Here is an 18736-nt window from a genome sequence, read left to right as displayed (position 1 = left end):
GGCCCCATCTTCTCAAGTCAGAGCGTCTTGAGGTACTCGATGATGGCCAGACGCTCCGGGTCGGTGAGCACGGAGTTGAATTCGTGGCCGCCGTTGTCCTGGCCGAAGGCGTTGGTGTTGTAGATCTTCCGGTCCTCGAGCTGCTGCCGCGTGCGGGTGGGCGGGAAGAGGATGTTCCAGGAAAGAGCCAGGTTGCTGAAGAGCACGTTCATCATCTCCTGCGCCAGGGGAGTGGTGAACTCGTCGCCCGGCTGGCAGTTGATGTACGGCGACACCGCTGGATTCAGGGGCGTGCGCCACTTGCAGGGGATGGTGTCGTACTTCCAGCCGAGCCTGGTGGAGTCGTAGGCGCGTTGCAGGTCCGTGTCGAAGCCCATGAGGCTCAGCGGCTGATCCCACCGCGGCGGCGCGGAGACCCGGCGCCAGATGGGCTTGCGGTCAGCGGGCTTGAGCACCTCCCAGACATTGGGAACCGAGCCGTTGTGCAAGTACGGCGAGGTGGCCCAGACCCCGTACAGCGGCGGCGCGAGGTAGCCGAGTTCCCGATTGCCACGGATGTGCGGCTGGTTCTGCGGACCACAGTCGTTGGCGGTGCCAGCCGTTGAGGGGTAGCCGAAGAAGTTCTTGGCGCCCGCGGACTGAACCGCCGCGTTGTTGGTATTCACCCGGACCGGGTCGGTGCCAATGATTCTCAGCGGGGCGATGTAGCTCGCCATGCCCTCCAGCGCCGGTGTCGCCAGGAAGGCCGGGTTGTTGACGTAGCGGGGCGAGTAGGCCCCATGGCAGCTCGCGCACGAGCCGTTGCCCTGCGGTCGCGGCACGGCGTTGTTGCGCCCCGGTGCCCACATGTCGAGCGTGTGGAACAGCACCGCCCCCTGCTCGGCCAGCGCCTGGTTGATGGGCAGTGGATAGGGCGGTGACTTGAGTGAATCGACCCAGGTGTTGAGCGCCGGGCCGTTGGTCCGCATCCAGTCCTGGCCCGCTTCACTCAGCGGCCCGCCGGCGCTTCCGAACAGGCCGATGAACGGCGTGTAGAACACCATGTCCACGCGCGGCGCATCCATGGGGAAGACGCCGTCGACGAACTTCACCGGCCGGTGCCCCATGTTCCACCAGGCGGGCGTATCCATTCCGGCGGTCGAGCCGGAGTTGATGAGCCCAATCACCTCGGAAGGCGTCAGCAGGTTCTCGTCCGGGAACAGGAAGGCGAGGTTGATGTCGCTGGCGTTGTTGGTGCCACGGGTCCGGTTGAGGTTCAGGAACGTGGCGAGCGACGCCGGGTAGCCCAGGGGCAACAGGTCGCTCAGGAACAGGTCCAGGTCCGCCAGGCTGCTGCCGCCGCCCACCTGCACCCCCAGGCCCGGGCCATCCCCGGGTTTGCCCACCATGCCGCTGTGGCAGGCATGACAGGTGACGCCGATGCGGCCGCTCCAGCTCCCATCCGGGTTGCGAAGCTGCGTGAGCATCTGCGGCAGTTGTCCGCTCCCGCCGTTGGAGAGATTCGGAAGCTGCCCGGGCAATGGATAGGGATTGCGCGCGGTACTCTGCCCCGACCCGTAGCGCTGGGCGACCAGGGTGTCGAAGTTGTCGGGACGGAAGAGAAAGCCCCAGACGCGCCACAGTTCGTTGTACTGCGCCGCGGAGAAGGTAGCGATGCCGAACGCAGCCTCGGGCCGTGTGTAGTTGGTGCCGGTGAACAGCACGCCCACTCCGGGATGGCCATTGGTCAGCAGCCCCTCGCCATGAGCGAAGCGCGCACGCAGTTCGCCACAGCTCTTCGCTGCTCCCTGCTCCTTCACGGCCTCTGGATCGACATGACAATTCTTCCAGTAGGCATTGAAGTGCACCGCCCGCCCGTCACTGATGCCGGGCTGCACCAGGGTCCGAGGATCCACCGGCAAGAGCGCACTGTCCGGCTTGCCATAGCAGAAGTCCCACTGCGCCGAGCCGCCTCGACTGCTCCCCAGCAAATCACTCGCGGCGCCGACGCCAGGCACCGCCAACGCCGCCATGACAGACAGCATGCGAACGAATGGCACGGCGGCGCCGCTTCCGACGAACGGCCTTCTCACAACGCGCATGAGCTCCTCCTGCTTCGCGGCTGACTTTGCTGACGGCGAGGCGGAGGGGCGCGCGGAGGATGAGGGTCGGGCGCCTCGCTAAGCGAAACGATAGGCCTCTATTGGCACTCCGTCAATAACGGATGAAAAGCCCGAGGCGCCCGGGTGGGGACGTCAGGGTTTGCCCAGCAGCTCCAGCGCGGAGGTGGTCATCAGGGTGACGCCGGTGCGCAGCGCGCGCTCGCGGTCCGGCGCGTAGAGGGGCGAGTGCGGGGAGGGGAGTGCCTCCTCCGTGCCCTTGGCCTCGGCGAAGCGTTTGGGTTCGGTGATGCCCAGCCACAGCATCACCGAGGGCACGCCCGCGCGGCCGTACTCGGAGAAGTCCTCTCCGCCCATGACGGATGGCGTCTCGCTGAGGTTCTTCTCGCCCAGCACCTTGCCCACCGCGGCCACCAGCCGCTTCGTGAGTTCCGGGTCATTGTAGGTGGCGGGCGTGCCTTCGGTGACGTTGACGGTGGGGGGGCGGGGCGCTCCAGATGCCATCGCCTCCGCCTTGGCGATGCGCTCGATGCCAGCCAGCAGCGCCTTGCGCACCTCCGGCTTGTACGTGCGCAGCGTGATCTGCAGGCGCACCTCGTCCGGGATGATGTTGCTCTTGGTGCCACCGTGGATGGAGCCCACCGTGAGCACGGCCGGCTCCAGCGGGCTCTTCTCCCGGCTGACGAGCGTCTGCAGCGAGAGGACGGTGCGCGCCGCCATCACCACCGGGTCCACGGTGGTGTGCGGGTACGCACCGTGCCCGCCCTTGCCGTAGAGGGTGACGTCCACCGAGTCCACGCTCGCCAGCGCATAGCCGGGGGTGAACTGCACCATCCCCGCCGCGGCGTTGGCCACGGTGTGCATGGCCACGGCGACGTCCGGCTTGGGGAAGCGCGTGAACAGGCCGTCCGCCAGCATCTGCCGGGCCCCGGCTCCAATCTCCTCGGCCGGCTGCCCCACCAGCATCAACGTGCCACGCCACCGGTCCTTCGTCCGCGCCAGCAGCGTGGCCGTGCCAATCCATGACGTCATGTGCACGTCGTGCCCGCACGCGTGCATCACCGAGACCTCCGTCCCGCCTGCATCCTTCGCCTTCGTCCTGCTGGCGTAGGGCAGTCCCGTCTTCTCCTCCACCGGAAGCCCGTCCAGGTCCGTGCGCAGCATCACCGTGGGGCCCTTGCCGTTGCGCAACAGGGCCACCACGCCGTGCCCGCCCACCTTCGGCGTCACCTCGAAGCCGAGCTTGCGCAGGCGCTCGGCCAGCTTCGCCGCTGTCTTCTCCTCCTGGAGTGACAGCTCGGGCGTCTGGTGCAGGTCGCGGTAGAGCGCATCGAGTTCGGGGTACAGCGCGTCCAGGCCCGCGAGGACCGTGGGAGGGGGCGCCGCCGCGAACGCGGGGCCGCCGGGCGCCGCGACACAGGCGAAGAGCAGGGGAAGCAGGGGGAGCGTTTTCACCAGGGGGTCTCCTGACCGTCAGGGAGCCCTCACTGTACTCGGGCGAGGCATACATTCGAGCCGGGGGGACATATGTCCACGAGCAATCTTCCGATCGAGGTCGAGCTCATCTACGAGCTCATGCCCTGCAACGCCATGCGCTCGGCGCAGGAACCCCTCCGGCCGCCCCATCCCTGCGCCTATTTCCGTCAGTGGGGGAGCTATCACAGCTACGACTACGTGGAGGACAGCCCGCCTCCCGAGCCAGGCATCGTCCACCCGGCGAAGTACGTAGGGCGCGCACCCCTGGTCCCCGAGGCGCTGAGTGGCTGCCGCAAGGCCCCCATCATGGCTCGGGATCAACCCCAATCTCCCGGCGTGGTGGAGCGCGAAGCGCCAGTCGCTCTACCCGCTGTTCGACGACTACCAGCAATACGCGCACTACTTCCGGTACCGCGCGGTGGACAAGCTGGAGGTGCCGCGCGCCGACTACGAGCGCTTCGGCGGCGGAGCGCAGGACACGCCGTACTCCGACTTCGAGCTTCAAGTGCCCGCGGACGAGACCGGTGCTCGCCGGGTGCCGCTCAAGCTCCAGCCCCAGAAGATGTATGAGACGTACCAGGGACTGCTGGACGCCGTGGCGGAGGAGATGGGCTGGAGCAATCACAAGCTCCGCGTAGGGGAGGACCTCTCCTACGGGAACATGGTGGCGTGTCCCTCGGCGAAGTGGACCACGAGAGCCTCCCCGGAGGATCCGAAGCTGCCCCCAATGACGGTCGCCCAGCGGGATGGCATCGTCAGTGAGTGCTTCCGCGAGCGGAGGTATTTCCTCCGACAGCTCTTCCAGAGCCTACCCTCCGTGCTGCTGTGCTTCAGCCAGAGCACCGCGAACGCGCTCATCTCCGAGTTGAAGTCTCTCTTCGTGAAGGGGAATCCCCAGCCGGGGGAGCCGCTGGAGTCGCTGATGTCCCGGGAGATCCGCCTGACGTTCGGCGCCGCGCCGGATGGCAGCGAGCTGGGGGCGCGAGTCATCTTCGCGCCTCACATCACCGGGGACTCCGCCGACTTCGAGAAGTCCCGAGCGCGGGTCATCGAGCAACTCCTGGAGGAGGCGAGGGCGGGACGGCTCGCCATGAATCCACAGACCGGGCACCTGCGGCGCCCCAAGGGCGCCTGCGTCCTCTGCACCCTGATGCGGATTGGTCCGTGTGACTACGAGCGTGAGCTGCAGCCGCTCAGCCCGCAACCGGCGCTCACGGCCGCCTCGCCCGGGCCGCTCCTGGCCAGGGAGAAATCCGCACAGCTCGCGTGGGTGCGAGACACGTTGGCCGTGTCCCCTCCGGTTCCGGTGGCGTGGGGCGACACGGATGAAGAGGCAGGGGAGCGCTTCGATTCGGGAGAGCTGCCGTGAACCCCCTGCGCGGAGCCGCGCGCCGCAAGCCCCTCACGCGAAGGCGGCGCTGCGCAGGATCATCACGTCGGCGAAGTCGTGGCGCCCCGGCGCGAGACACAGCGCCCCCTGCGACACCTGCTCGAGGAAGTGCTCGCCGTAGTCGTGGCGGGGGCCCGAGGCGTACACGGTGATGTCCCGGGCCCGCGCGACGTCTCCGAGCATCCGGGCCACCGCGTGCGCCACCTCTCCCCAGAAGGGGAAGTACAGATAGAACGCGGTGCCGTCCGACAGGTCCACGTCTCGGACATCCGCGTGGATGAACTCCAGGTTCGGCAGCGCGAAACGTGCGCTATTGCCGCGCGCGGACTCGACGTATGTCTTTGCGAACTCCACGCCCTTGACCCGGGCGGAGGAACTCGCGGCGACTGTGATGGCGAACTTCCCATTGCCACAGCCGAGATCGTAGACCGTGTCGCGCGGCCCTGGCTTCGCGATGGAGAGGAAGTCTGAGATGCGCTGGGCCCGGGATGCCAGGTTCACCTGACCGAATGGGGGGCGGTCCTGGCCGGTGGTGATGCGTGAAATGCGCAGCAGGCCCTCGAGCCAGTCATCCGCCGCCGTGCTCGCGCGTCCCGTGGCCTCGGTGAAGCCGAGCCCCTCCCATTGCTCCCGGAAGCGTGCCGGAGAGAGGTCCCCCGTTCGAAGCCGCTGGGCGATGTCATCTCCGGCCGCATCCAGCGCCTCGGTCACCAGGAGTACACGCGCCTGCAGCGCGGCCCAGAGCGCCTGGAGCTCCGGACGGGCCCGCACATCCAGAAGGAGCAACTCCGGTTCCACGTTCTCCTGCACGAAGGCGAAGCGCTCAAGGAGCTCCCACTGCGCGCCCAGGCCCAACGTCCGCGAATCTCCTGGGGCCAGGAGGGCCTCGGCGCGCTCGGCCCACCAGGGAGGGGCAGGTAGGACGGGGGGAGAGGGCGGCATGGGGCAGGAGGCTATCAAACAGCCAGGTCCCATGTTGGGGCACGTCCAGGGCCGCCCCTCTACCCACGTTGTGAAGGCACTCCGCTCGGTACCGCGCTTGATTCCAGTCCTGGAGCCCCAGCTCACCAGCCCGTTGCTGATTGACGGCGCCGACGTTCCGGGTCCACTGAGGGTGTGGCATCACCCTCGCCGAGGGCTCCAGCAACCAGGCTTCGCGTCAGTGGTAGTAGGGCGAGAGCGCGCTGGAGACGCGCGCCAGCAGATCCTCGGACTGCAACCGATCCTCCCCCGTGAGCGACGGGAGCTGCGCGGTGAGCGTGTCGCGGGCCTCGCGCAGCGCCGAGTACGCGGGCAGTGTCTGGAATTGCTTCAGGATGTCCACCATGGCGCGGCGGGCCGCGTAGCCGCGCACGCCGTCCACGTTGAGCAGGATGCCGCGCACGTCCGCCATCACCGGCGCCGTGAACTGCGGCGTGGTGGGCGCATTCGCGGTGAAGATGCCGCCGCGCGACGACACCGGGTCCAGGTAGAGGCGCGTGAGGACGCGGCGGGCGAGCTCATCCGCGCGGGAGGCGTAGACCGCGGGCGCGCCCGGAGGCACGACGAGCGGCGGCCGCACCTGGGCCAGGATGTCCTGGTACGCCCGCACCTGCTCCGTCCCGGCCCGCACGAAGCCCAGGACCTGGTTGGTGCGGGTGCTGAGGGTGAGGTTGAGCCGGTTGGTGACCGAGGCCGTGGTGAGGAAGCTCTGCGCGTAGACGTTGAAGTCCGCCAGCGTGAAGCTGAACGTGTCATTCGTGCGGTCGTACATGGCACAGCGCGGGTCGGTGAACCGGTCTTGATCCGTGCAGAACTCCCAGGTGGGCAGCTGGGTGTCCAGCCCATAGAGGTAGCGCACCGCCTGCACGTCGTAGGGGCCCGGCGCGCTGTCCAGGACGGAGTCCTCGTTCGCGACGTAGTCCATCACGGAGCTGCTGCGCAGGCCCGTGGGCGTGCCGTCGTAAGCGAGCGATCCGGCGAAGTTGTGGCGCAGGCCCAGCGTGTGGCCAATCTCATGCAACACCACGTGCGTGAGGTAGGCCTCCACCTTCTGCTTCTTCGTCTGCGGAGTGACCGCCGTCAGCGACGACGCGAGGCCAGCCTCCGGGTCGCCGAAGCGCTCGAGGACGTTCAGGTCGCACAGCTGCTCCGCCTTCATCCCGGACCAGGACATGCTCACGGGCGAGAGCGTCCGCGCCCGTGCGGCGGCGAACGCACCGGGGTCGCTCTCGAAGGTCTCGTCCCCGAGCACCAGCCACATGGCCGGCAGGTAGACGCTGGCGCCGCGCAGCTCGCTGGTGTTGGGGTTGATGCGGAAGTTCGCGAAGGCGTAGGGCACGCCCTCGTCCGGGTCGAAGATGAGGACGTTCTTGTCGTCATCCGCGAAGTCGAGCCCCGCGCCGCCCACCGTGGCCTCCAGGACCTTGAAGCCGAACGCTTGGTTCCAACCCTCCACGCCGCGCTTGATGGCGCCCACCAGGTCATAGTCCTGGAAGCGCGGGTCGGCCTGGATCGAGAGCACGGACGGGGTGATGAACCAGGAGATGGGCTTCATCCCGGGGTGGATGTTCCACTTCATCGCCGGGATGTCCTGCCAGCCACCGGCGTTGGTGATGAAGCTCGGCGCTCCCGCGAAGTAGAGCGTCTGCTCGGGCATGGCCGTGGGCGTGTAGCCGGGCCCCTCCTTGTAGCGGCGCAGGGCGAGGCCGAGCGTGCCGGAGGCGCGGTAGCCATTGGGCTCCAGGTAGTCCGCGGCGAACGGATCGGACACCTCCGAGTAGCCCGTGAAGACCTGCTCGAAGGCGATGCCGTCGGTGATGGGGTGGAAGCGCTGCGCGAAGCTCAGCTCCGTCTGGAATCGCGTGGAGACGGACAACGAGTCCCCCATCACGCCGAAGCGGTTGAGCCCCGCCGACGGGTCGATGAGCACGTACTGGTCGGCGTTGCGCAGACGGTTGAAGGGGCCGTAGTCGGTGACGACGGGGTAGGCCTCCACCAGCACCTGTGGGTCGAACACGTCGCTGAGCTTCTTGCGGTCGTCCACATCCACCACGAAGAGCCGGCCGTTCTGCTCCTGGAAGGAGACCACCCGCGTGCCCAGGGACCTGCCAGCGCCGAAGAGCACCCCTCCCGGATGGAGCTGCTTGAGGAACGCGGACAGGAACCACTTCTGCTTCAGCTCGCTGCGCTTGATGGCCAGGTAGAAGTGGGTGCCCGCGTCCTCCACGATTCCGGACAGGCGCTGTTCCACCTGTTGGCGCTGCTCCGTGCTCGTGGCCCGGGGCACCGCCACGAAGGCGTCCTCCAGGCTGACGGCCAGCGAGGCTTCGGGGGCTTCCGTCTCAGTCGCGGGCCCGCCGGTGTCACAGCCGCCGCTCGTCAACATCACCACCAGCGACGCGGCGCCCAGCCAGCGGCGCCGCGAAGACCACGTCCGTCCAAGCATCGAATCACTCCACGGGGTTGGGGCGGCATCGCGCCGCCCGTTGCACCGGAGGAACGACATTTCGGAGGGGGGCATACCGGAAGGGCGCCAGGCTTCGGAAGAAACCCTCCACTGCGCAAGGACTTTCAACCCGGACGATATGCCGGCCCGGTTCTCGCTCGCATACCGCGGTTGCGCTTTCAGCTGGCCGGACCTGCCGGATCGGGGTGCGCAATGGATTCCCTCCATCCGCATCTGCGAGAGTCACCAACGTACGCCATGAGGCACACGCTCTATCGACCCATGCCACCGCCCCCGTCCCACACCGTTCCCCATGGGGTGCCTTTAACCCTCCTGGAGGGGTAGCCGACCTCGTGGGCATCTCGATGGTCCCGTACCTCACTGACCTCTGCGCGCCCGGCGCGCGTTGTGCTTCACGCACGCTCAATCGAGGCCTGCCCGAAAGAAATCGATAAATCTCCATGCCCCCATCTCGTCCTGACGTCACGATGATCAACGACCGCTACTGAGTCTCGGCAGCGTTGACCTAACGTTAGGCGTCGGAGTCGACCTTTCCTCCGAAGGGAGTGACACTCAGCATGCTTGAGTGTCGCCAGGGGACAGTTGCATGGCCAAAGCTGACCTATTGAGCATCGTAGAAGCCGCCTATCGCGTGGATCTGGGGGACGCCACGTGGGTGGAGGGACTTGCGGAGGCGGTGCTCCCACACCTCGACGACGGTTTCGGAGTGGCCGCTTTCGAGTACTACCGCCCTGGCAATGGACCGCCGGAGGTGGTGCAGCGGTACCACTTGGGAATTCCGGACAGGCTCGCCGAGATCTACCCAACCATCTTCCAGACCATGGATCCCGAAATTCGCCAACGGCCCTTCCGCATGGGGCCATGCATCACCGGCAGCCAGATGATGGGAATGCGGCGGGGATTCCTGGAGGAACCGCACATGAAGCGGTTCGCCCAGAAATTCGGAATGTACGACTCCTTCTGGATCACTGCCGCTGAGCCGTCCGGACGGGGCCTTGGATTTCATGCGGGCCGGACGCGGCTCACGCGAGCGACAACGGCTCAGGTGCAACAATGGGGGCGAATCGCAGCTCACCTCTCCACCGCAGTTCGCTTGCGGCACGCGCTGAAGGGGCTCCCGTCGGGACGGGCCGGCGCGGAGCCCGAAGCTGTCTTCGACCCCAGCGGCAAGCTCCATGACGCGACAGGGGCGGCACGAAGTGAGCATGCTCGCGACCTTCTGAAGCATGCAGTTCTGATGCTTGAGAAGTCGAGAGGACCCCTCCGGACAAAGGATCCGGAAAAATCCCTGGCCATCAGGAAGGCGCTCATTGCCGGGCGTTGGTCGCTGGTTGACCAGATCGAACAAGACGGCCAGCGCTACATCGTCGCTCGCGAGAATGAGCCTACCGCTCCTGGCCCAGCGCTGTTGACCAAGCGTGAGAAGGAGATCGTCGGGTACGCCCAGCTTGGGCACCATGACAAGCTGATTGCCTATGAACTGGGGATTGCTCCCTCGACGGTGCGCGTGCTGTTAGGGCGGGCGAAGGAGAAGCTGGGTGTTCGCAGCCGGAAGGAGTTGCTGGAAGTCTGCCGTGGCACTGTTCGTGCCAAAGCCGATTGAGGCAATGACGCTATCTGGCCGCGTGCAAGCCCCAACGCCTCCTGAAGTCTCGTGGCACATGGAAGGGCGTATTTCCATCCGGACGTTGGTGGAGAATCATGCGCTGGGCGAATTGTCTGGCCACCCAGCTGCGACGCCTCCGCGCCCCCGGAACCCAGTCCAGCCAGCTCAGAATCATCCTCTTCTGGGCTGCCCTGGCCATTACAAGCAAACGCGTCCAGTTCGCCTTCGGGAGAGCCAGCGCCGCGGCCACATCCTTTCCAAAGACAGTGTCCTGAAGGAAGAATTGCGTAAGGCTCGTGGCATAACCCGGGACAGGCAAAAGCGTCTGCACCGAACTCAGCAGCTGCTGCGTCAGTTGACGGCCTTCCGGCGTGGGGCGAACCTGGCGCGTTCCTATCCGCATCGCCAGGAGGGTCGCCTCCTCCTCCGTCGAAGGCAGAAGTGAGGGGTCTACGCCAAGGAGACGCCCCACCGTGGACCACGCGAAGATGTACGCGTCAGCTTCCTCCGACGTCACCTTCGCCCCCATTCTTCGGAGACCGTGCAGGGTAGCAATGGAGAAGGTCAGCAGCGTTCCAGCTTGATCCTCCTGATTGATTGGCACGCCCCATTCCGTGCGCCAAGGGTTTGCGGCGTCCAACTGGACCCGTCGGCGCACGAGCGCATGAATCAATCGGACCTTTCGAGTTGCGCACCATCCCAGTCCTCCCTCCTCCAGTTCACCGCGCTGCATGACGTTCACGACCATCTGCGCCGTGTCACAGAGACGGCGGATGGGATCGTCTTTTAGCCGGCGTGAACGATAGACCACCTGGACTCCGTGACCCGCGGCGTAGGCCAGGGGTAGAGAATAGGAGCCCAGAATCAGAAGCACCTCCGGTCCATAGAGGCCGAAGAGCTGTTGCCCTCTCGCGATGGCCTCCCGCTCGATGAGGTCGAGACGGGGCATCTCGGTCAGGTATCGACCTACCAATGGATCGGTCTCGGGTAGTCGCTGGGTCTGAAACAACGTTCCCAGCAAGCGATCCAACGATTCCTGGCCTCTCGTTGCAACATGCTCGGCGACCAACCCGTCAACGATAGGGTCACCAATGCTCCGCATTTGATCCAGCCACTCATTGCTCGCGTTGAACATGAACTACTCCTCCGGAATCACCACGAGCTCAATGCCGTACCGCTTGGCGAGTGCCCCGACCCCGCCATCCGTCACCACATAGAGCGCACCCTCACGAGGTTCGGTCCCCCGGATTGGCTCCGGTGGCTGCGGGAGGAGATCAATTATCTGATGGACGCACTCCTCCGCGCTCAACCCAGGCTTGAACCGTCCGGCGGCATCCATCCAAGTAGTCATCCAACGGAAGGCCCTCTCGTGGAAGTCCTCGTCTTCGAACGTGAGCTGTAACTCGCGCTGAAGCCCCCGGAGCTGCACGGATGGCTGGTCACGATTCGCAAGAACCGTCTGCAGCAACTTGCCCATCCGCCAGTAGGCCTGCTTGGCGGTCGACTCCAACGTCTCCGCGAGCGCGAAGAATGCGCGCGCATCCATCCTGCCGAGCTCCCCTGCGAAGCCCGGTACGGCTCCCGGAGCAATGGCAGCGCCGGCCATGAGAAAGAGCTGGGCCAAGGCCTGGCCCAGGCCTGGGCGCGATGACGTGAGGCTGCTCAGCATTCGTCCCTCGATATCGCCCATGAGCTGGATCCACGCAGGCGACAACGAGCTGCCCCCAATGCTCATCAGTCCCGAAGCGAGGCGCGCACGTGTCAGTTCCTTGTGCTTTGCTTCCTGTTGCCAGATTTCCGTCAACGTATCCCATGCCGCAATCTCCGCCCCGCTCTCCGGGTTGGGCAGGCGCTCACGGCGTCGAGCCTCGCTGTAAACATGGTACACGAGCGCCTCTCTTCGCGCCGCGACCTCAAGCCAGGCTCTCAACTCGCCCTCTGGATTATCGCTGAACCTCCGCCTGTACTCCGCTGCGAGCGCGTTCGTCTCAGCGATGATCTTGGAGCCAAGTCCGGTCATGACGCTCTAATAAGCAACGAAGGAAACGCTGTCTCGAAGGATATTGCAAAAAGTTGTTTACGCTTCTGCGTAAACATCATTCAGGTGGCGTTCGGCTGTGTTCGTGCTCAAGATTCGTCGCGGATTCTTCAGGCACGCACCCGCGAGAGCTCAAGCCGCCACTCGGTTTCGAGTTCTGAAGCCAGTTCCTCACGGCTCTCCATGAACGATTATAAAGAGGTTCACCTGCGCTTCACGAGGAGCGGAGCGGAGTCATACCGGGTTGCCGCGGACTCCAGTTCCGTTGGCAGCGCTAGCGCGCCCACTTCGCCGAGCTTTCCTCTGTCCCGCTTGATGGAACTGCGACTCCAGATTCAGGCCTCATTGCAGAAGTCGAGGTCATCTGATGCCGAAATCGATGACGGGATAAAAAGGCTCGGTAAAGAGTTGTACGAAGCAGTCTGTCCACCAGAGCAAGTGCGCGAGGTTCTGACGCTCGCGCTTGGCAGCGCGCTTTACTCGCCCCACGCTCAACAACAGCGGCTGCGTCTCGTTCTGCACTTCGATCCGTACGATCGCGAGCTCATATGGCTCGCTGAGCTTCCCTGGGAGGTTTTGTGGCTCCCTTCCGGATCCCAGACCTGCCACGCTGCATTGGATCCTCGCCTCTCAATCGTCCGTGCATTGGATGTGAGGCAGCCGGCACAGCCACGACCGCTCGCTCAACCTGAGCGGGTGCTTTTGATTCGCGCTGGAGCACGGAGGCAAGGAGGTCTCCAGTTAGCGCCGGAGAAGGACAGCATCATTGACGCCCTGTCGGACAACACCCATGTCGAGTTCGACTCCATGGACATGCCAACTCGAAAGGGTTTGCGGCGCAAGCTTCGCGATTTCAACCCTCAAATCATTCATTTCATGGGGCACGGCAATGTAGACGAGCGCACAGGGGCCGGATGGGTCTACCTGCGGGATGAGAAAGGTAGCCCCGAACCTCTGCGAGCGCATGACGTTGCGGAACTCTTCAGAAGCGCTTCCCCCCCGGGGTTGGTGGTCCTCAACGCATGCCAGTCGGCACGGGGAACGGTGTCCGTCACTGGCCACGGGAGTGTCGCTGGAGCGCTTGTTTCCGAGGGAGTCGCCGCGGTCATTGCCATGCAATTCGCGATTTCAGATTTGGCGGCGCTGGCATTTGCCGAAGAGTTCTACGCATGCCTAGCAAAAGGAGAGTCAATCGATTACGCGGTCACCGAAGGCAGGGCGGCCATACGGTCGAAGACTCGAGACTCATTCGAATGGTGTACTCCGGCCTTGTACATGCGCGGCGGGCTTGCGGGAGTATTGTTCCAGCCCGCCACGCCGAGTTCTCTGGCTCGGACGGATGATGGCAGTGGAGAGACTCAGGTTCAGCCCGCTCCATCCACCGCCCCGCAGTTCTCACCGGCGCAATCCCAACTACCGCTCATCCTCATTCGTCACGAAGCCTACAAGAAGGCTACCGAGCAACCGGGGCAAGCGGATGACCCCACGTTCTTCGCAGGTCGACAGCCTCGTGTCGTCCACATCGACCAGACGCCAGGGCTGGAACAGCGCAGCTGGAAGAATCTGGAGGCCGAAGTGAAGCGCTTGGCCGCGCGAGATGGCATCCTCCGGCGCACCTTCGAGGAGCAGGATGCCGATATCGGTTATTACGGCTTCCCGTTCGTACCGTTGGCAGTGCTAGCAGGCCGTCTGGCCAGGAACCGAAGGGTGCACGTCTTCGAATGCGTCTCAGGTCGGTTCCAGTGGGATTCTGAATCGGACACCCTGACGCCACCCCTGAACTGCGATGTTCAGAAGGACGGGAAGGGCAAGGCCGCCCGGATTCGGGTCTCCGTATCCGCGCTTGCCAACCTGGATGACTGTCGCCAGGTGCTTCCTGACTCGGACGTAATGATGGACCTGCACTTCTCGCTTGTGAATCCCGGACAGAACAGCGTGCGGCGTGAAGATCAGCTCAAGGCGTATGTGCGTTTGATCCGCGAGACGATCAACAAGCACGTTACCTCCAATCAAGACCCGGAGCGCCGCCCAGAGAGCGTTCACATTTTCGCCGCCGTTCCCGTGAGCTTGGCTTTCTACCTGGGAGACATACTCACGGCGAGCTGGTTGCCGGAATGCTTCGTCTATAACTACGGCTTTCCCTCTGAGTGCCCCCGCTACAAGTGGCGGCTCAGTTTGCTGGCAGCATTCAAGGGCAAGCGGTCTGTCAGGGTTTTCAAGTAGCGAGAAGAGACGGGGTTGGGCGAATGCATGCGCGGTGGCGGCTGGCATTGCGTGCCCAGTTGCGTGGCTTCTGGTTGAGCCAGCAGTTCATGTGCCGGTGTTTCAATTCAACAAGGAGTGGTGAGCATGGCCAAGATCCAAACGCAGATCGAGCAGTTCGACAGCAACATCCGGCTCAAGCGGTTCGATGAGAACAAGATGCTCCGCGAGAAGCGTGACGCCATCCTGAACCGGCTCCGCGAGAAGTTCGCGGCACTGCGAAAGGAAGGGAAGGAAATTCCCTCCTTCGACACGTTCAATCAGGGCAGCTATCAGATGGGCACAGGCATCCAGCCCGCGGATGGTGACTATGACATTGACGTGGGTGTCCGCTTCAACTGCGCCAGCACAAAATACCCGAATCCGGTGACCCTGAAGATCACGGTTGCGGATGCTCTGGAGGGGCATACCGAGATCGGAACAGACATCCGCCGTTCCTGCGTCACCGTGTATTACAAGCTCAACGGTGAGCAGGCCTACCATGTAGATCTCGCCGTCTACACCTATGACAACCCTGAGAGCCCGGGCCGGAAGCTCTTCCTGGCGAAGGGCAAGCGCAATGCCGCGGAAAAGGATCGCTCGTGGGAAGAATCCGACCCCATCGGACTTGGCACATGGATCGAGAACCGCTTCCCGGTGGCTGAAGAGGAGCAGCAGTTCTTGAGAGTGGTCCGCGCACTCAAGCGGTGGAAGACGGAGAAGTTCAAGAAAGACGGGAACAATGCTCCTTCGGGTATCGGCCTCACGGTCGCTGCGGGCATGTGGTTCTCGCCCCTCCTCACTCGCGACGAGTTCTCCAAGAAGACCACCTTCGATGACCTCGGAGCCATGCGGTCCTTCGTCGCGCTGCTGATCAATAAATTCCACACTGTTGGCTCAAATGAGGATGGTGCTGCGCTCTACCGGCTTTCGGTCAATATCCCGGTTGCCCCTGGGAAAGACATCTTCACGCGCATGACCGATGGCCAGATGACGACCTTCCGAGAACGCCTGATCCAACTGAGGGACCGGCTCGACGAGGTCGCGAAGGAAGCGGATCCCGTCGACGCTTGTAAGCTCATGCGAAAGGAGTTCGGTGAGGAGTTCCCTGTGCCTGACAAGGATGAGACCGGACAGCCCCGAGGCCGCGCTATTTCCACTGGAGGAACTTCGGCTTGAGCCAGATGATGCGCTCTTCCGACGCCCCACCGATTCAGGATTCCATGAGTCTCCTCAAGTGCGTTGCCAGCACCGCGCTGCTTGAGGGGACTCGGGTCCTGCCGCCCACGCAGGCATTGACGTGGAGAAAGGCGCGAGACGTGGAGAGCGCAGTGATCGGGTGCATGACCATTGAGGGGCATGCGATCGAACTGCGTGTGGGGCTGCCGCGATCGTTTCCGCTATGTCTGCCAGAGATCGCGATCGAGAGCGTTCATCCTCCAGTCGAACTCCCACATGTCTCCGACGATGGAAAGCTTTGCTATGAATCGGAGGCCAGCATCCTGCTCGACCGCCGTGACTCCTGGCACATCATCAAAGAGTCCCTGGAACGAGTCAGGAAGCTACTCAGTTCACTCCTCGCTGGCAGGGACGCAGGGATGCTTGCCGAGGAGTTCGCGCAAGAAGCCGTCGCCTACTGGCATCATCTGGCGGTCAGTCACATCAACTGTGTCGTCGACGCGGGTGAACATCCACATGAAACCACTGCGCTCTTCTACAAGGGCGCACTGGCCGCCGTTGCTGACAGTCCTTCGGTCTTTGAACAGTCGCTGGCACGGAGAAGCATTGACCATGTGACCCATCGCAATGCCATCTATGTTCCCGTCGATCCTGCCGCTGCCAATCCAGCATTCCACCCGAGGGAGTTGGCGACCTTCGAAGGGCTCCGGAAGTACGTGGGCATGCTGCCCGAGCAGGATCGTCGCACTCTGGCAAAACTGTTGGAACGACTCGATAAGAGCGAAGAGTTCGTGGTGCTAGGGGTGCGCCGAACACAGGGCGAACGCGCCCTCCTGGGTGTCAATATCGAAGCAATTCAGGGAGGCCACCCACTCAGGGATGAACGAGCTCGTGGGCGGGTTCGCCCAGTCGAGCTCCTGCGACGAGACCGCGCTTTTCTCGCACCCAGGGGAGGAGCCAGTACGACGCTCCACGAACGACGTGTCCTTATCGCAGGATGTGGTGCCGTGGGTGGATACCTGGCCTTGCTCCTCGCGCGAGCGGGCGTTGGCCATATATCGCTGGTCGATCCGGACCGGTTCGGCATGGAGAACGCATATCGGCACGTGTGCGGGATGGCCAGGGATCGCGAGCCAAAGGTGGAAGGATTGAAGCAGGAACTTGAGCGCCTTATCCCCTATGTGAAGGTGTCTTCCTATCAGACGCGAATCGAGAAGTTCCTTGTAGAGAAGCCTGATGTGATGCGTGACCAGGATCTCATCATTTCAGCATTGGGCGAGCCCACAATCGAACTGCACCTGAATGAATGGCTCTGGTCATCCGCCACACATCCTCCCGCGGTCTTCACGTGGTTAGAGCCTCTAGGACTTGGAGGGCACGCCCTCGTGACCCACGTCCACCGAGAGGGTGCCCACGCTCGAGGCTGTCTCGAGTGTCTCTACCACCGCCCTCATCTCGACGATCCCCTGGAGAATCGAGCTGGCTTCGCGACCCCGGGAGAAATCTACACGAAGGACATGCTCGGATGCGGTAGCGCGCATCTTCCCTTCGCGGATCTCGATGCCCAACGCACGGCCGAAGCAGCTGGACGCCTCGCGTTGCGCGTACTGCGGGGTGAGATTGAGACTGCTTCGCTCATCTCATGGAAGGGAGATCCTAGGGCATTCGTGCAAGCAGGCTTCGATGTTACTCCACGCTTCAATGCCCTTGAGGACGGGAGCAGCGAGGATTTGGGCACTTATTTCAGGCACAACTGCGCGGCATGCGCCAAATGACGCGCAGTGTGGGACTTGTGTTCTGCCGCATGGACGGAACTTGCGTGAAGCTCAGTCCGGTGGCGCTGTCGCAGATGAATTCATTCCGGCAGACTCGCCTCTGGCACCGCGAAGCGGGCGGAGTACTGCTGGGCCGCTACATCATGGGATGTCGAGACGTAGTCGTCGATGAGGTGACAATTCCCATGACAGGAGACTGGCGCTTGCCCTTCTCCTTCCGTCGGAGCCGCTCGCGCCATCAGCAGGTGATCAACGCACGATGGGCCGTCTCACGGGGTACCTGTCAGTACCTGGGCGAATGGCACACCCACCCAGAGCCCATCCCGAACCCTTCTTCTATAGATATCGCTGATTGGCGGCGTCGCCTACGCATGGATCGTTTTGATGGAAACTCGCTGCTTTTCATTGTCGTCGGGATCCGCGAGGTGCGAGTCTGGGAAGGAACTCGGCAAGGACAGGTCCTTTCCATGCTTCAACAGGACACGGGCTAGGGTTGACAAGAAAGAGGGGCAGGGGCGTCAGAGGGGTTGCTTACTGCAACAGGATACATCTCGTGCTGGTGTTTTGAGGCGCCACACGCAGTGATGGCGCTTGCCGGCGTGGGGATCTAGCCGCTCGAGCAACGCGTACTACAGGAGCGGGGCCGCGTGCCCACGATGGTGTTCTCGGATGTCGTCCTCTGCTCGGAGACTGTCCTGGAGAACCTCTGTATTGGGCGCCCTGAGGCTTCACGCGAGGAGGTCGCATGACTTCGTCGCGGCATTGCCGAACGGCTACGACACTGTGCTTGGCGAAGGAGGCGGATCGCTCTCGGGCGGAGAGCGCCAGCGTCTTTCCATCGCACGCGCCATCCTCAAGGACGCGACCATCGTGCTCCTCGACGAGGCGACGGCTTCCGTCGACGCGTCCGCCGAAGCGGAGCTTCAGCGCGCGATCGACGCGCTGGTCAAGACGAAGACCGTCGTGGTGATCGCGCACCGACTGCGGACCGTGCGACGCGCGCACCGGATTGTCGTGCTCGACAAGGGGCGCGTCGCGGAGTCAGGCACGCAAGACGAGTTGCTCGCCCGGGATGGCGTCTACGCCGCGCTCTGGCGAGAACAGGAGCGGGCGAAGGGCTGGCGCCTGGGAGGAAATACGCGGGTTGTTTGCCCGTGACCTGCTCCTCCTCGACGGAGTCGACGCTGTCGTGATGCTCGACGCGCATGGGGGCGCGTCTCAGCGGCGAGCCGGGCCCCGGACTGGTGCCTTGGTGTGATGGCGCGCGCTCCCACCGTGCCTATCTCTGGCGGGAGCATTCGAAGGGGAATCCGCCATGGACGTCATCGACCTCATCGACCGGACCCGCGACAGCATCTCCGCGCGCAGCGTCTTCGGCCAACCCATCCAGCAGGGGGAGGTCACCGTGATTCCCGTCGCGCGCGTGATGGGCGGTGGAGGCGGCGGTGGGGGCGAGGGCCCGGTGGCTGAGGCCAACTCAAGGG

Annotated in this window: 13 protein-coding genes; 7 read left to right on the top strand and 6 right to left on the bottom strand. The window is 64.1% G+C overall.

The genetic code is table 11. The features are described 5' to 3' along the window. Positions 1–17: 17 nt before the first annotated feature. Both D7Y11_RS04490 and D7Y11_RS04485 read right to left on the bottom strand, forming a co-directional pair. Positions 18–2039: a hypothetical protein gene (locus tag D7Y11_RS04490; RefSeq protein ID WP_233597119.1), complete on the bottom strand. Its 2022-nt coding sequence runs from the start codon at positions 2037–2039 to the stop codon at positions 18–20. 195 nt (positions 2040–2234) lie between these two features. After that, the gene (locus D7Y11_RS04485) at positions 2235–3554 is read right to left on the bottom strand and encodes an amidohydrolase (protein ID WP_120577930.1); all 1320 of its coding nucleotides are present in this window, start codon (positions 3552–3554) and stop codon (positions 2235–2237) included. A gap of 304 nt (positions 3555–3858) precedes the next feature. On the opposite strand from D7Y11_RS04485, the gene D7Y11_RS04480 reads away from it, so the two are divergent. Continuing rightward, on the top strand, positions 3859–4944 hold the full coding sequence (locus tag D7Y11_RS04480) for a hypothetical protein (RefSeq protein ID WP_126933104.1): 1086 nt from the start codon (positions 3859–3861) through the stop codon (positions 4942–4944). 33 nt (positions 4945–4977) lie between these two features. Here the strand turns inward: D7Y11_RS04480 and D7Y11_RS04475 are convergent, their stop codons facing one another. Together D7Y11_RS04475 and D7Y11_RS04470 are read right to left on the bottom strand one after the other, a co-directional pair. After that, the gene (locus D7Y11_RS04475) at positions 4978–5907 is read right to left on the bottom strand and encodes a methyltransferase domain-containing protein (RefSeq protein ID WP_158641888.1); all 930 of its coding nucleotides are present in this window, start codon (positions 5905–5907) and stop codon (positions 4978–4980) included. Between the two features lie 217 nt (positions 5908–6124). Beyond that, positions 6125–8392, bottom strand: a complete 2268-nt coding sequence (locus D7Y11_RS04470; RefSeq protein WP_126933102.1) for a zinc-dependent metalloprotease — start codon at positions 8390–8392, stop codon at positions 6125–6127. A 607-nt stretch (positions 8393–8999) separates the two neighbouring features. Between D7Y11_RS04470 and D7Y11_RS04465 the strand changes: the two genes are divergently transcribed. Further along, a complete protein-coding gene (locus D7Y11_RS04465) occupies positions 9000–10016 on the top strand; it encodes a helix-turn-helix transcriptional regulator (protein ID WP_121755908.1) in 1017 nt (338 codons plus the stop codon). 10 nt (positions 10017–10026) lie between these two features. Here the strand turns inward: D7Y11_RS04465 and D7Y11_RS04460 are convergent, their stop codons facing one another. Beyond that, positions 10027–11154, bottom strand: a complete 1128-nt coding sequence (locus tag D7Y11_RS04460) for an oxygenase MpaB family protein (RefSeq protein ID WP_121755907.1) — start codon at positions 11152–11154, stop codon at positions 10027–10029. 3 nt (positions 11155–11157) lie between these two features. Further along, positions 11158–12039: a hypothetical protein gene (locus D7Y11_RS04455; protein WP_158629202.1), complete on the bottom strand. Its 882-nt coding sequence runs from the start codon at positions 12037–12039 to the stop codon at positions 11158–11160. Positions 12040–12372: 333 nt separating this feature from the next. Here D7Y11_RS04455 and D7Y11_RS04450 point away from each other — a divergent pair, with 333 nt between their 5' ends. From D7Y11_RS04450 to D7Y11_RS04430, 5 genes are all read left to right on the top strand, one after another. Continuing rightward, complete coding sequence (locus D7Y11_RS04450) at positions 12373–14280, top strand: CHAT domain-containing protein (RefSeq protein ID WP_158629201.1); 1908 nt, start codon at positions 12373–12375, stop codon at positions 14278–14280. 126 nt (positions 14281–14406) lie between these two features. Next, complete coding sequence (locus D7Y11_RS04445; RefSeq protein WP_126933100.1) at positions 14407–15477, top strand: nucleotidyltransferase; 1071 nt, start codon at positions 14407–14409, stop codon at positions 15475–15477. Positions 15478–15521: 44 nt separating this feature from the next. Next, positions 15522–17252, top strand: a complete 1731-nt coding sequence (locus D7Y11_RS04440; protein WP_158629216.1) for a ThiF family adenylyltransferase — start codon at positions 15522–15524, stop codon at positions 17250–17252. Positions 17253–17296: 44 nt separating this feature from the next. Further along, a complete protein-coding gene (locus D7Y11_RS04435) occupies positions 17297–17743 on the top strand; it encodes a Mov34/MPN/PAD-1 family protein (protein ID WP_158629217.1) in 447 nt (148 codons plus the stop codon). 220 nt (positions 17744–17963) lie between these two features. Continuing rightward, the gene (locus tag D7Y11_RS04430) at positions 17964–18410 is read left to right on the top strand and encodes an ATP-binding cassette domain-containing protein (protein ID WP_233605309.1); all 447 of its coding nucleotides are present in this window, start codon (positions 17964–17966) and stop codon (positions 18408–18410) included. The last annotated feature ends 326 nt before the right edge of the window (positions 18411–18736 follow it).

Source organism: Corallococcus sp. AB018, from assembly GCF_003986945.1.
Lineage (GTDB): Bacteria > Myxococcota > Myxococcia > Myxococcales > Myxococcaceae > Corallococcus > Corallococcus exiguus.
This window is presented reverse-complemented; position numbering and strand designations above follow the sequence as displayed.

What these genes read in the sequence shown, in the direction of transcription:
- D7Y11_RS04455 (WP_158629202.1), bottom strand. Translation starts at nt 12,039, where the DNA reads ATGACCGGACTTGGCTCCAAGATCATCGCTGAGACGAACGCGCTCGCA.
- D7Y11_RS04465 (WP_121755908.1), top strand. Translation starts at nt 9,000, where the DNA reads ATGGCCAAAGCTGACCTATTGAGCATCGTAGAAGCCGCCTATCGCGTG.
- D7Y11_RS04460 (WP_121755907.1), bottom strand. Translation starts at nt 11,154, where the DNA reads ATGTTCAACGCGAGCAATGAGTGGCTGGATCAAATGCGGAGCATTGGT.
- D7Y11_RS04470 (WP_126933102.1), bottom strand. Translation starts at nt 8,392, where the DNA reads ATGCTTGGACGGACGTGGTCTTCGCGGCGCCGCTGGCTGGGCGCCGCG.
- D7Y11_RS04445 (WP_126933100.1), top strand. Translation starts at nt 14,407, where the DNA reads ATGGCCAAGATCCAAACGCAGATCGAGCAGTTCGACAGCAACATCCGG.
- D7Y11_RS04440 (WP_158629216.1), top strand. Translation starts at nt 15,522, where the DNA reads ATGAGTCTCCTCAAGTGCGTTGCCAGCACCGCGCTGCTTGAGGGGACT.
- D7Y11_RS04475 (WP_158641888.1), bottom strand. Translation starts at nt 5,907, where the DNA reads ATGCCGCCCTCTCCCCCCGTCCTACCTGCCCCTCCCTGGTGGGCCGAG.
- D7Y11_RS04450 (WP_158629201.1), top strand. Translation starts at nt 12,373, where the DNA reads ATGGAACTGCGACTCCAGATTCAGGCCTCATTGCAGAAGTCGAGGTCA.